Here is a 13,674-nt window from a genome sequence, read left to right as displayed (position 1 = left end):
CGGGAGCTCACGATGCGCCGGATCGCCGTCCTCGACGCGCCGACAAACCTTGGCCTGCGGCCACCGACGTCCACGTCGGTCCCCGGTTGCGGCAAGGCGCCCGGCGCGCTGCGCGACCACGACCTGCTGGCCCGGCTGCGCGCCCGCGACGCCGGCTGCATCACCCCACCCCGGTACGACCCGGGCGACTGGCGGCCCGGCGACGGCGTGTGCCACGCCCGGGAGATCGCCGACTACTCGCTGGCGCTCGCCGAACGGATCGGCTCGATCATCGACCGGGGGGAGTTCCCGGTGGTGCTGGGCGGCGACTGCTCGGTGCTGCTCGGCTCGGCGCTGGCCATGCACCGCCTCGGTGAGGCCGTCGGCGGGCGGATCGGGCTGGTCTTCGTCGACGGGCACTCCGACTTCCGGCACCCCGGCAACGCCTCCTACGTCGGCGCGGCCGCCGGTGAGGACCTTGCCCTCGTCACCGGGCGTGGGCAGGCCGACCTGGCCGCCCTGGAGGGCCGCCGGCCATACTTCCGCGACATCGACGTGGTGGTGCTCGGCATCCGTGCGCAGGACGAGTACCGGCTCGACCTCCAGGCCGCCGGCATCACCACCCGGCCGGTCCCCGCGCTGCGCGCCGAAGGCGCCGCCCGCACGGCCCAGTGGGCGCACGAGCAGCTCGCCGACTGCGCGGGCTACTGGGTGCACATCGACGTGGACGTGCTCGACCCCGCGGTGATGCCCGCCGTGGACGCTCCCGACCCGGGTGGCATCGCCTTCGCCGAGCTGGAGATCCTGCTCGCCGGCCTGGTCGACACCCCGCACTGCCTCGGCGTGGAGCTGACCGTCTTCGACCCCGACTACGACCCGGACGGCTCGTACGCTGCCGAGATCGTCAACACCGTGGTCGCCGGCCTGGCTCCGGTCAGCGCACCGGAAGCGGTGCCGCCCCGACTGCTCTCGGCCCGGCCGACCCCCGGCCCCCGGCGCGGCAACGGCCGGACCGCGGGCACCACCGAACGACCCGACCGCTCCCAGCGGCTCGACGGGATGGATCGTGCCGACCAGCTCGGTGGGCTCGTTCGTGGTGCGCGGCCTGATGGGCTGGAGCGGGGCGAGCGGTTCGACGAGCTCGTTGCTGCCGAGCGGCTCGATGCGCTGCCGAGCGCGATTCATGGCGAGGAGTCGTTCGCCGACGTTCCCCCGTGGGACCCGTCCGTCGACGCCAGGTCGCTCGCGGAGGCCGGACCCTCCGATGTCGGGTCTGCCGGCGACGCATCCTCGGCCTTCGGGTCTGCCGGCGTTGGTTCTTCCGACGGCCGCTTCTTCGGGGGCGCAACGCCGCACGACATCGTGGCCGAGGCGGAACCAGCAGTCACCAACGGTCAGGCCCGCTCCGAGCAGTCGAGCGTCGCAGCGGACATCGCCGCCACGTTCGAGCGGGAGCCGGTCGAGCGGGAGTTGGTCGAGCGGGAGTTGGTCGAACCGGAGTTGGTCGAACCGGAGCCGGTCGGTCCGCCCGCGTCGGCCGGCCCAGGCCTGCTGCGGCGACCTTCCGCACCGGCCCAGGGCCCCTCGGACCACCACAAAGCTGACACGGCCTGACCCGTCTGGCGGCCCCTCCGGGCCGTGATCGACTCGGTTTCACGGAAGTCGCGGTATCCAGGTGGCTCGGACACCGCAGTTTCCGTGAAACCGAGTCGATCAACGCCTTCGTGGTGCGGGGGCCGCTCGCTGCGGGTGCGCTCGTCGCGCGGGTGTCAGGACTGTGGGAGGGCGCGGAGGAAGCGCTCGGCGATCGGGACGGCCGAGGCCGTGCTGGCCCCGCCCTTCTCCACGAACACGGCGAACGCCACGTCACCCCGCCAACCGACGAACCAGGCGTGGGTGTGGGCCGGGTTGTCGTCGTACTCGGCGGTGCCGGTCTTGCCGTACACCTCGCCCGGCACATCCTTGAGCGCGCTGCCGGTGCCGCTGGTGACCACCTCGCGCATCATCGAACGCAGGGCCGCGACCGATTCCGGCTTGAGCTGCTCACCCGCAGCGGCTGGCTTGGCCGGGGCCGGGTCGAGCAGGAGCTTCGGCTGCTCGAACCGGCCTCGGGCGACGGCGGCGGTGGCGCCGGCCATGGCCAGCGGGCTGACCAGCGTGGTGCCCTGCCCGAACGATGCCGCGGCCTGCTCGGCCAGGCTGCCGCCCGTCGACACCTTGCCGGTGAAGGCGTCGGTGCCGAGGTCCCATTGACCCTCCAGGCCCAACGCGCGGCCGGCAGCGGCCAGCCCGTCACCGCCGAGCTTCGGGGCCAGCGAGGCGAACGCCGTGTTGCAGGACTTGGCGAAGTCGGTGCGGAACGGCACCGAGCCCAGCTCGAAGTTGTCGGAGTTCTTGAAGGACCGACCATCGACGGTGAAGGTCTTCGGGCAGGCCACCGGCCCGTCCAGAGTGACCGCGCCCCGGTCCAGCAGGCCCAGCGTGCTGACCACCTTGAACGTCGAGCCCGGCGGCACCTGGGCGGTGAAGGCCAGGTTTTCCCCGGCCGGCCCGGGGCCGTTCGCCGCGGCGAGCACCGCGCCATCGCTGATCCGGAGAGCCACCAGGGCGGAGCGGCGGGACTCGGCGCGCAGCGCCCCGTCGGCCGCGTTCTGGGCGGCGACATCCAGCGTGGTCTTCAGCGTCTGGCCGGGCTGCGGCTCCCGACGGAACAACTCAGTGCCGGTGGACTCCAGTTTGCCGCCCTCGGCCGGCCGCTCGACCACCACGGTCAGCCCGGGCGCGCCGCGCAGCCGTTCGTCGTAGCGGCCCTGCAACCCGCCGTGCCCGACCAGGTCACCGGCGACGTACCGGTCCGGGTGTGCGGTGAGGTCGTCCGCCTGCGCCGGGTCGACAGTGCCGAGCACCGCCCGGGCGAACTCCCTGGTCGGCGCCAGGTCGACCTTGGCGGAGATGAACTTGGTGCCGTCCAGGTCGTAGATCCGGGGCTTGATCTGGAGGTACGCCTCCTCGCGCAGCGACACCACCTCGACGAAGGCGCCCGGCTCGGCCTTGGCGACCCGCTCGGGCAGGTCGGCCAGGTCGACGGCGGGCACCAGCGCCGGGCGGATCGCCTTGAACGCCCCGTCGAGGTCCTTGACCAGCTTCTTGATGTCGGTAACCCCGTCGGGCTGCACGCCCACCCGGACCACCGGACGCGGGGTCACGAGCGGTTGCCCGGCGGCGTCCAACACCGCGGCCCGGGCACCGGCGTCGCGGCGCAGCGCCAACCGGTCACCCTTGGTGAGCTGCTCGTGCACCACCCTGGGCTCCCAGATCACCTGCCACTGGTCGTCATCGCCGTGGGCGAGGCGTAGCTCCCGGTCGTACGTCCAACGGGTCTGACCGGGCAGGTTCCACTCCACCTGGACCGTCGCGGTCGCGATGTCCTTCGTGACCTTCGGCTCGCCTCGCCGCTTCAGGGTGGGCGGGGTGGCCGCCAGCTCACCGGAGAGCTCCTTGATCTCGCGAGTCACCTCGGTCGACGGCAGCTTGTTGCCGGTCGGGTCGATCAGGCCGACCGCCTGGAGATCACCGCTGCGCCAACCGCCGAGGAAGGCGTCGACGGTGCTCTGCGGCCCGTCGTCACCCGAGCAGCCGGCGAGAACACCGGCCGTGAGCAGCGCCGTGGTGAGGGCGGCGGTCAGGCGGCGGGCGTGGTTCGGCCGGTGGGGCCGGGGGTACGACAAGGGCATGGAGCTGGTCCTTCCGATCTCAGACTGCCCTCGCACGGTAGTACGCCGACGCCGTCCCCAACGTCCCGTGGGCGCGCGAGCGCGGGTAAAGAGGGCCGCGCCCGTGTGATGAACATCGCGTGGCGGGGTATCCCGCAGCCGGCCAACCTCGGACCCGCAACGGGTGAAAGGACAAAGTCCCGATCCGGACGTCTGGCCAGTGGTCCGCCGACGAAGGCGAAGAACGGCAGGGCCTAGGCTGGGCGGCAGAGTGACCCACAACGCGGTGGGTCGAGGGGAGTGGCACCGATGGACCGGCGTCCGGCGATCAAACCGGAACCCGACCTCCGGCAGGATGACTCCGGCCGGGACGATGACAGCTTCGATTCGGCGACCGACGGGGACGGCTACGGCCGGCTCGACACGGGAGTCACCGGGCTGACCGGGTCGAGCATCGACACCATCTACGATCTGGGCCTGCCGACCGAGGCGTTGGCCGACGACGTGGAGGACGCCGAGCTCGACGAACCAGTTCCCAACGCGGAGCGCCTGGTGGCCCAGGCTGTCGCGCTCGCCGGGGACGACCACGACGCGGCGACACTTGTCGGCCGTTTCTGGCGGTTCGCCCCGGACGAGGAACTGGTCGGCTTCACGGCAGAGGAGATGCTCGACGCGGCCCGGGCACACCGGGACCTCGCCCAGCAGCGGGTCCCCGGCGAGTTGAAGCTGCGGATCCACGAACCGTACGCGGACCAGCACCACACCGTCGTCGAGATCGTCACTGACGACATGCCGTTCCTGGTCGACTCGGTCACCGCGCTGCTCAATTCGTACCACCTCGACGTGCACCTGCTGGTGCACCCGCTCGTGGTGGTCCGGCGTGAGCCGCTGGGGCGGCTCACCGAGGTCTCCGCGGACGTGGAGCCGGATGACGCGATCTCCGGCGACATCATCGAGAGCTGGATGCGGATCGAGATCGACCCGGTCCGGGACGCGGCGGAGCGGGACCGGCTGCGTCGCGAGTTGCAGCGGGTGCTCACCGATGTGCGGGAGGCGGTCGAGGACTGGCCGAAGATGCGTCAGCGGGCCCTCGCGCTCGCCGACGAACTGGCCTCGGCGCGTACCTCGGACAATCGCCCACCCGTGCCGGAGAAGGACATCACGGACTCGGTGGAGCTGCTGCGGTGGCTCGCCCACGACCACTTCACGTTCCTCGGTTACCGGGAGTACCGCCTGGTGGACGCCCCCGGGGGTGACGCCACCGACGCGGTGGACGGCAAGGCGTTGGAGGCGGTGCTCGGCACCGGGCTGGGCATCCTGCGCTCGGACTCGCCGGACCCGCGGTCGTTGTCGTCGATGACGCCCGAGGCGCACGAGAAGGTGCTGGAGAAGCGCCTGCTCATCATCACCAAGGCCAACTCGCGGGCCACCGTGCACCGCTCGGCCTACCTCGACTACATCGGCTTCAAGATCTTCAACTCGGACGGCGAGGTGATCGGCGAGCGGCGGTTCCTGGGCCTGTTCTCCACGGCCGCGTACCGGACCAGCGTCCGCGAGCTGCCGGTCGTACGCCGCAAGGTCGCCGAGGTGCTGGACCGCTCCGGCCTGAGCCAGCGCAGCCACTCCGGCAAGGATCTGATCCAGATCCTGGAGACGTACCCGCGCGACGAGCTGTTCCAGATCAAGACCGACGACCTGTACCACGCGGTGGTCGGTGTGCTGCGGATGGCGGGCCGCCGGCAGCTGCGGGTCTTCCTGCGCCGGGACGCGTACGGGCGGTTCATCTCCTGCCTGATCTACCTGCCCCGGGACCGGTTCACCACGCAGAACCGCCTTCGCATGCAGGACATCCTGCTGCGCGAGCTGAACGGTGTCGGGGTGGACTACACCACCCGGGTCACCGAGTCGATGCTGGCCCGGGTGCACTTCATCGTCCGCACCGACCCGACCCGGCCGCCCGGCGACATCGACGCCGACCTGCTGGCCGAGGAGCTGGCCGACGCGACCCGGCTCTGGGACGACGACTACCGGCTGGTGCTGGAGCGCAAGCTCGGCGACGAGCAGGCCAAGCACCTGTTCACCCGGTACGCCGACGCGTTCCCGGAGGGCTACAAGGACGGGCACACGCCGTACGAGGCGATGAAGGACCTGGCGAAGCTGGAGCTGCTGGAGGAGCCCGGCCAGCTGGAGATGCACCTGTTCCGCAAGCAGCTCGCGCCCCGGCCGGGCACCCGGGTGCCCGGTGCGGACCTCGCCGAGGCCATGGACGTCCGGTTCAAGGTCTACCGGTACGGCGAACCGATGATGCTCTCCGCCGTGCTGCCGGTGCTGCACTCACTCGGCGTACGGGTGGTCGACGAGCACCCGTACGAGGTGGACCGGATCGACGGTCGGGTCTACCTGTACGACTTCGGCCTCCTGCTGCCCGAGGGGCACCACGAGCTGTCCGAGGTGCGCCCACACGTGGAGAACGCCTTCGCGGCGGCGTGGCGCGGCGAGGCCGAGGTGGACCGGTTCAACGAGCTGGTGCTGCGCGGCGGGCTGACCTGGCGGCAGGTGGTGGTGCTGCGGGCGTACGCGAAGTACCTGCGGCAGGCCGGCACGGTCTTCTCGCAGGACTACATGGAGCAGACCTTCATCGCGTACCCGAAGATCGCCGCGTTGCTGGTGGATCTGTTCGAGACCCGGTTCGCGCCGGGCGAGCAGACGACCGAGCAGCGGCAGCAGCGCAGCGGTGAGCTGGTGGAGATGATCCGGGAGGCGCTGGACGACGTGGCCAGCCTCGACCAGGATCGGATCCTGCGCTCGTACCTGACGTTGATCGAGGCGACCCTGCGGACCAGCTTCTACCAGAAGCGCGCCGACGGGCGGCCGAAGGCGTACGTGGCGTTCAAGCTCGACCCGCAGGCCATTCCGGACCTGCCGGCGCCGCGACCGAAGTTCGAGATCTTCGTCTACTCGCCCCGCTTCGAGGGTGTGCACCTGCGGTTCGGGCCGGTGGCCCGGGGCGGGTTGCGCTGGTCCGACCGTCGGGAGGACTTCCGGACCGAGGTGCTCGGCCTGGTCAAGGCGCAGATGGTGAAGAACACCGTGATCGTGCCGGTGGGTGCCAAGGGCGGCTTCGTGCTGAAGCAGAAGCCGGGTGACCGGGACGAGGCGGTCGCCTGCTACCAGGAGTTCGTCGGCGCGATGCTGGACGTCACCGACAACATCGTCAGTGGGCAGATCGTGCCTCCCGTGGACGTGGTCCGGCACGACGGGGACGACCCGTACCTGGTGGTGGCCGCCGACAAGGGCACGGCGACGTTCTCCGACGTCGCCAACGAGATCTCCAGGACCCACAACTTCTGGATGGGCGACGCGTTCGCCTCCGGTGGTTCGGCGGGCTACGACCACAAGAAGATGGGCATCACCGCCCGGGGCGCCTGGGAGTCGGTCAAGCGGCACTTCCGGGAGCTGGGCCTGGACACCCAGACCCAGGACTTCACGGTGGTCGGCGTCGGCGACATGTCCGGCGACGTGTTCGGCAACGGGATGCTGCTCTCCGAGCACATCCGCCTGGTGGCCGCCTTCGACCACCGGCACATCTTCCTCGACCCGGACCCGGACGCGGCCACCTCGTACGCGGAGCGGCGGCGGCTGTTCGATCTGCCCCGCTCGTCGTGGGAGGACTACAACCCGGAGCTGATCTCGGCAGGCGGCGGCATCTTCCCGCGTACCGCCAAGTCCATCCCGATCACGCCGCAGGTCCGGGCGGCGATCGGCCTGGACGACGACGTCACGCAGCTGTCGCCGCAGGAGTTGATGAAGGCGATCGTGACCGCCCCGGTGGATCTCTTCTGGAACGGCGGCATCGGCACCTACGTCAAGGCGTCCACCCAGACCAACGCCGAGGTGGGCGACAAGTCCAACGACGCGATCCGGGTGGACGGGCGCAGCCTGCGCTGCCGGGTGGCGGGCGAGGGCGGCAACCTGGGCTGGACCCAGCTCGGCCGGATCGAGTACGCGTTGACCGGTGGCCGGATCTACACGGACTTCATCGACAACGCGGCCGGGGTGGACACCTCCGACCACGAGGTGAACATCAAGATCCTGCTGAACACCGCGGTGGCCGACGGCGAGTTGACCACGGCCGAGCGGGACGAGCTGCTGGCCGGGATGACCGACGAGGTCGCCGAGCTGGTGCTGAGGGACAACTACGACCAGGCGCGGGCGATCAACAACGCCCAGGCCCAGGCCGCCTCGCTGCTGCCGGTGCACCGCCGGATGATCAACGAGTTGGAGCGGTCGGGCGGGTTGGACCGGGCGCTGGAGGCGCTTCCTCCGGACGAGGAACTGGCGGTCCGCAGCGAATCGGGTCTGACCGCGCCGGAGTTCGCGGTGCTGCTCGCGTACGTGAAGATCGTCCTGGAGCGGGAGATCCTCACCGAAGGGCTGGCCGACGAGGAGTGGACGACCGAGGTCCTGGTCAACTACTTCCCGACGCCGATGCGCGAACGGTTCGCCGACCGGATGGGCCGGCACCGGCTGCGCCGGGACATCGTCACCACAGTGCTCGTCAACGAGGCGATCAACCGGGGTGGCATCTCGTTCATCTTCCGGGTGGTCGAGGAGACCGCGGCCAGCGCGGCGGACGTGATCCGTGCGTACGTGGTGGTCAGCGAGGTGTTCGGCCTGCGGGACCTGTGGGACGCGGTGGAGGCGCTGGACAACAAGGTCGCACCCGAGTTGCAGACCAGCGTCTACCTGGACACCCGCCGGCTGCTCGACCGGGCGGTGCGGTGGCTGGTCTCCAACCGCCGCTCGCCGATCGACGTGCCGGCCGAGATCGCCCGGCTGCGGGACGGGGTGACCCGACTGCTCCCGGGTCTGGAGGACCTGTTCTACGGCGACGAGCGGCAGGGCATCGCCTCGCACATGGACTCGATGACCGAGCGTGGGCTGCCCCGCGAGCTGGCCGAGCGGGCGACCCGACTGATGTACAGCTTCGGTCTGATGGACGTGGTGGAGACCGCGAACGTCAGCGGACGGGACGTCGGCGAGGTGGCCTCGGTCTACTTCGTGCTGTCCGACCTGTTCCGGGTGGACTCGCTGCTGTCGAAGATCTCCCTGCTGCCGCGGGAGGACCGCTGGCAGACGCTGGCGCGGATGGCGCTGCGTTACGACCTGTACGCCGCGCTGGCCGCGCTCACCGCTGAGGTGCTGGAGTCCACCCCGGGCGACCTGCCGCCGCACGAGCGGGTGCAGCAGTGGGAGCAGTCGAACGCCACCTCGATCCACCGCGCTCGACGGGCGATGGGGGAGTTCGACGAGTCGCGGGCGGACCTCGCCGCCCTCTCGGTGCTGCTGCGCCAGATCCGCACCCTGGTGCGGACCTCCGCAGCCGCCTGAGTCAGGCACACCGGACGCGGTCCGGCCGATCGGGTGACCCCGACCGGCCGGACCGCGTTTCGTTTCGTCCCCGCTCAGGCCACCAGGCTGGCGAAGACGACGATGTTGTCCGGGTAGCTCTTGGCGACCGCGTCGAACTGACCGCCGCAGGTGACCACCCGCAGGCCAGGCCGGTCGCTGGGCCCGTACACCAACTCGGTGGGGAAGGCTGTCTTCGGGTATGACTTCACCGAGTCGACGGTGAAGGTGGCCGGCACCCCGTCGGCCCGGCGCACGGTGACGGTGTCACCGGGGGTGAGCGCGCCGAGGTCGAAGAAGACGGCCGGACCGAGCACCGCCGAGTCCACATGCCCGACGATGACCGCGTTGCCCGTCTCGCCGGGACTCGCACCCGGCTCGTACCAACCGGCCTTGTCGGCCTGGTCGAGCGGAGGGACCTGGACGGTGCCGTCCGGGTTGGTGCCCAACGACATGATCGTCGCGTCGACACCGATCCGGGGGATCTCGATGCTGGTCGGCGCCGAACGGGCCAGTCCCGCCGGCGCGTCTCCGACCGGCTGCCCGTCGACCGGCGGGGCGTCGTCGGCGGTGCTCGCCGACCCGGTGACCTCGGGACCGGCCTGAGCCAACGGCTGCGGCGGTCGGGGAGCGGGTGTGTCCTTCAGACTGGCGCCGATCATCCCGGCGCCGATCATGGCCATGGTGACGACGACGGCCGCGCCGGCGGCACGCCACGGTCTCCCGTGACGGCCGCCGGCCCGTGTCGTCGTCACGTCAGACGAGCGAACCATCGGTCCGCCGGCGACGCATCAGCACGATCCCGCCCAGCGCGGCAGCGCCGAGCAGGCCCGCCCCGCCGGTGGCCAGGCCACGGTCGGTGCCGGTGCTGGCGCCACCGTCACCACCGTCGACACCGCCGTGCGGCAGCACGACGAGCTCACCCTCGCCGCACGAGCCCTTGAGCTCGTAGCGACCTGGCTTCGCGTCCTTGTCGACCTTGGCCTCGCCGTAGTAGACGAACTCGCGCTCCTTGTCCCAGTCGCGCTCGTCGGAACGGCCCTCTTCCGAGCCGTAACCGCCGTGCTCGTCCTTGGACTCCCAGCCCTTGTCCGAGCCGTACTCGTCGGAGCCGTGCTCGTCCTTGGACTCCCAGCCCTTGTCCGAGCCGTACTCGTCGGAGCCGTGCTCGTCCTTGGACTCCCAGCCCTTGTCCGAGCCGTACTCGTCGGAGCCGTGCTCGTCCTTGGACTCCCAGCCCTTGTCCGAGCCGTACTCGTCGGAGCCGTGCTCGTCCTTGGACTCCCAGCCCTTGTCCGAGCCGTACTCGTCGGAGCCGTGCTCGTCCTTGGACTCCCAGCCCTTGTCCGAGCCGTATTCGCCGGAGCCGTGCTCGTCCTTGGACTCCCAGCCCTTGTCCGAGCCGTATTCGCCGGAGCCGTGCTCGTCCTTGGACTCCCAGCCCTTGTCCGAGCCGTACTCGTCCGAGCCGTGCTCGTCCTTGGACTCCCAGTCCTTCTTGCCTTCGTCCTTGGAGTCCCAGTCCTTCTTGTCGCGGCTGTCGTCCGCGTCCTGGCCGTGCTCCTCGCCCTTCCAGTCCTTGCTGCCCTCGTCGCCGTAGGCGTCGGCGGCAGCGCCGCCACCCTGGCCACCGGGCTGGGCGCCGTCGGCGGGCGGCTGCGGCTTGTCCTTGCCGTCTTCGCCCTTGCCCTCTTCGCCCTTGCCGTGCTCGTCCTTGCCCTCGTGGTCCTTGCCCTTGTCGTCCTTGCCCTTGTCGTCCTTGCCGTGCTCGTCCTTGCCGTTTTCGTCCTTGCCCTCGTGGTCCTTGCCCTTGTCGTCCTTGCCGTGCTCGTCCTTGCCCTTGTCGTGGTCCGAGGAGTTCTCCTCCTCGCGCCACTCGCGGTCCTCGCCCCGGTCTTCGTGGGCCGGCTTGAGCTTGACCTTGCCGGTGACCTTGGACCACACGTACGCGTGCTCCTGCCGATCCGGGCAGATCTCGAGGAGCTTGACCTCTTCGCCAGCCTTGACGACGTGCGGCTTGGCGTAGACCTTGCCGTCGCGGTCCTTGGCGTCGTCGTGGCCGTCCGCGAACGCGATCCCCGGCGCGAACACCAGGAGCGATGCACCGCCGAGCGCGGCGCCCGCAACGACCTTCCCGAGCATCTTCTTAGCCATGACCTGCGTCACTCCATCCCTGTTGTCCTGTGCCCGGCGACAACCGAGCTAAGACCGACGTTAGACGGTTTCATGACTTATGAAGTGAAAGATTCGCGTTTTGACCTTTGATCCAAGTAAGAGGTTAAGGGGTGCTACGCGGCTTTCGCCGCGCCGAGTGTCGTCTCAGGCGCGAGACGCCCTTCCGTGCGGCGCACGGCGTTCCGGCCTGCCCGTGCCTCGCCCGCGCCGGTCATCCCGGTCGCGGCGGGTCCGCCCCGCAACGTGCTGCCCGAGCGCACTCAGGGGTATCGTCCGAAACGGATCGAGGGACGGTCGGCGCGCGCAAACGCATCGAGCCATTGCCATGGAAGCGCTCCCATGCGAGAATCGTCCAACGCGGTGAGGTGAGCCACACCGCGCAGGCTGGGAGTCGAGGGCACCGGTTCGCCGGGCGACGTCCCGCCGCCGATCGACCGGCCGACGCATCGGCCGCGCACCACCACCACCATCGCCCGTCCGGGTCGGGCGCCCCCCAAAGATTCCCGTTGGCGCCGGAGGCCGTCCGTGCAGGACGCCCGCCGGGCCGTCTCGCCGGGCCGTACGCGGGCCCGGTCTCGCCCAAGGAGATCAGTGGCATGAATGTGTGGAGAAGGCTGTCCGGCCCACGCCGGACCATGGCGCTCGCCGGCGCGGGTGTCCTGGTCGCCGGCGGGTTGGTGACGATTCCGGTCACCGCGGCGCAGGCCGCGACTCAGTGCGACATCGCCTACACGAGCAACGAGTGGCCCGGCGGCTTCACCGCCAGCGTCACCATCAAGAACGTCGGTGACCCGCTCAACGGCTGGACGCTGGGCTGGACCTTCCCCAACTCCGGCCAGCGCGTGCAGCAGGGTTGGTCGGCCGAGTTCACCCAGTCCGGCAGCCAGGTCACCGCCAGGAGCCTGTCCTACAACGGCACCCTCGCCACCGGCGCGTCGACGAGCATCGGCTTCAACGGCGCGTGGAGCGGCAGCAACCCGAAGCCGACCTCGTTCACCCTGAACGGCGTGGTCTGCAACGGTGGCACCACCCCGCCGACCACGCCCCCGCCGACCACGCCTCCGCCGACCACGCCTCCGCCCACCGACCCGCCGCCCACCACGCCTCCGCCCGGCACCAAGGTCGACAACCCCTACGCCGGGGCGCGCGGTTACGTGAACCCGGAGTGGAAGGCCAAGGCGGACGCCGAGGCCGGCGGAAGCCGGGTCTCCAACAACCCCACCGCCGTCTGGCTGGACCGGATCGCCGCGATCAACGGCACGCCGGACAGCAGCTCCAACGGTGCCTTCGGCGTGCGTGAGCACCTGGACGAGGCGCTACGTCAGGGCGCCGGCTACATCCAGTTCGTGATCTACAACCTGCCCGGCCGGGACTGCTCCGCGCTCGCCTCCAATGGTGAGCTGGGCCCGGACGAGCTGCCCAAGTACAAGGCCCAGTACATCGACCCGATCGCCGCGATCCAGGGCGAGGCGAAGTACAGCAGCCTGCGGATCATCAACGTCATCGAGATCGACTCGCTGCCGAACCTGATCACCAACACGTCCGGGCAGGCCGGCGGCACTGTCATGTGCGACACGGTCAAGGCCAACGGCGCGTACGTCAACGGTGTCGGCTACGCCCTCGCCAAGCTGGGCTCGATCGGCAACGTCTACAACTACATCGACGCCGGCCACCACGGCTGGCTGGGTTGGGACACCAACTTCGGCCCGACCGCCGACATCCTGAAGACCGCCGCGGTCGCCTCCGGCAGCACGGTCAACAACGTGCACGGGTTCATCGTCAACACGGCGAACTACTCGGCGCTGCGCGAGCCGTACTTCAAGGTCACCGACAACGTGAACGGCCAGACGGTGCGGCAGTCCAAGTGGGTCGACTGGAACTACTACGTCGACGAGCTGTCCTTCGCCCAGGCGTTCCGCGACAAGCTCGTCTCGGTCGGCTTCAACTCCGGCATCGGCATGCTGATCGACACATCCCGCAACGGCTGGGGCGGCTCCGCGCGGCCCACCGGGCCGGGCGCCACGACCAGCGTCGACACGTACGTCAACGGTGGCCGCATCGACCGCCGGCTCCACCTCGGCAACTGGTGCAACCAGGCCGGCGCCGGCCTCGGCGAGCGGCCCCGGGCCAACCCGGAGCCGGGCATCGACGCCTACGTCTGGGTGAAGCCGCCGGGTGAGTCGGACGGCTCCAGCAAGGAGATCCCGAACAACGAGGGCAAGGGCTTCGACCGGATGTGCGACCCGACGTACGGCGGTAACGCCCGCAACGGCAACAACCCGTCCGGGGCTCTGCCGGACGCGCCGATCTCCGGTGCGTGGTTCTCCGCCCAGTTCCAGGAGCTCATGCGCAACGCGTACCCGGCTCTCTGACCGGAACGCTTCACACCCACCGGCCG

5 protein-coding genes and 1 pseudogene are annotated in these 13,674 nt (G+C 70.3%); 3 read left to right on the top strand and 3 right to left on the bottom strand.

Annotated elements, in window-relative coordinates:
* Nucleotides 1-12: 12 nt before the first annotated feature.
* Nucleotides 13-1,017 (top strand): annotated as a pseudogene (locus CLT68_RS33605) (arginase family protein); the annotation flags it as partial.
* Between the two features lie 731 nt (nt 1,018-1,748).
* Here the strand turns inward: CLT68_RS33605 and CLT68_RS00810 are convergent.
* Entirely contained in the window at nt 1,749-3,713 is a 1,965-nt protein-coding gene (locus CLT68_RS00810) for a penicillin-binding transpeptidase domain-containing protein (protein ID WP_099848139.1), read from the bottom strand.
* Between the two features lie 288 nt (nt 3,714-4,001).
* Between CLT68_RS00810 and CLT68_RS00805 the strand changes: the two genes are divergently transcribed.
* A complete protein-coding gene (locus CLT68_RS00805) occupies nt 4,002-9,083 on the top strand; it encodes an NAD-glutamate dehydrogenase (protein WP_099848137.1) in 5,082 nt (1,693 codons plus the stop codon).
* A gap of 74 nt (nt 9,084-9,157) precedes the next feature.
* Here the strand turns inward: CLT68_RS00805 and CLT68_RS00800 are convergent, their stop codons facing one another.
* Both CLT68_RS00800 and CLT68_RS00795 read right to left on the bottom strand, forming a co-directional pair.
* Nucleotides 9,158-9,856 carry a class F sortase gene (locus tag CLT68_RS00800; protein ID WP_099848135.1) on the bottom strand — a complete coding sequence of 233 codons (699 nt, stop codon included), beginning with the start codon at nt 9,854-9,856 and terminating at the stop codon, nt 9,158-9,160.
* A 1-nt stretch (nt 9,857) separates the two neighbouring features.
* Nucleotides 9,858-11,255: a hypothetical protein gene (locus tag CLT68_RS00795; RefSeq protein WP_099856668.1), complete on the bottom strand. Its 1,398-nt coding sequence runs from the start codon at nt 11,253-11,255 to the stop codon at nt 9,858-9,860.
* A 617-nt stretch (nt 11,256-11,872) separates the two neighbouring features.
* On the opposite strand from CLT68_RS00795, the gene CLT68_RS00790 reads away from it, so the two are divergent.
* On the top strand, nt 11,873-13,648 hold the full coding sequence (locus tag CLT68_RS00790) for a glycoside hydrolase family 6 protein (protein WP_099848133.1): 1,776 nt from the start codon (nt 11,873-11,875) through the stop codon (nt 13,646-13,648).
* Nucleotides 13,649-13,674: the final 26 nt, after the last annotated feature.

Source organism: Micromonospora sp. CNZ299 (assembly GCF_002754415.1).
Note: the sequence above shows the minus strand (reverse complement) of the source record. Positions and strands in the feature narration are given on the sequence as shown.

Coding starts and splice junctions, on each gene's coding strand:
- CLT68_RS00795 (WP_099856668.1), bottom strand. CDS start 11,255: ATGGCTAAGAAGATGCTCGGGAAGGTCGTTGCGGGCGCCGCGCTCGGC.
- CLT68_RS00790 (WP_099848133.1), top strand. CDS start 11,873: ATGAATGTGTGGAGAAGGCTGTCCGGCCCACGCCGGACCATGGCGCTC.
- CLT68_RS00810 (WP_099848139.1), bottom strand. CDS start 3,713: ATGCCCTTGTCGTACCCCCGGCCCCACCGGCCGAACCACGCCCGCCGC.
- CLT68_RS00805 (WP_099848137.1), top strand. CDS start 4,002: ATGGACCGGCGTCCGGCGATCAAACCGGAACCCGACCTCCGGCAGGAT.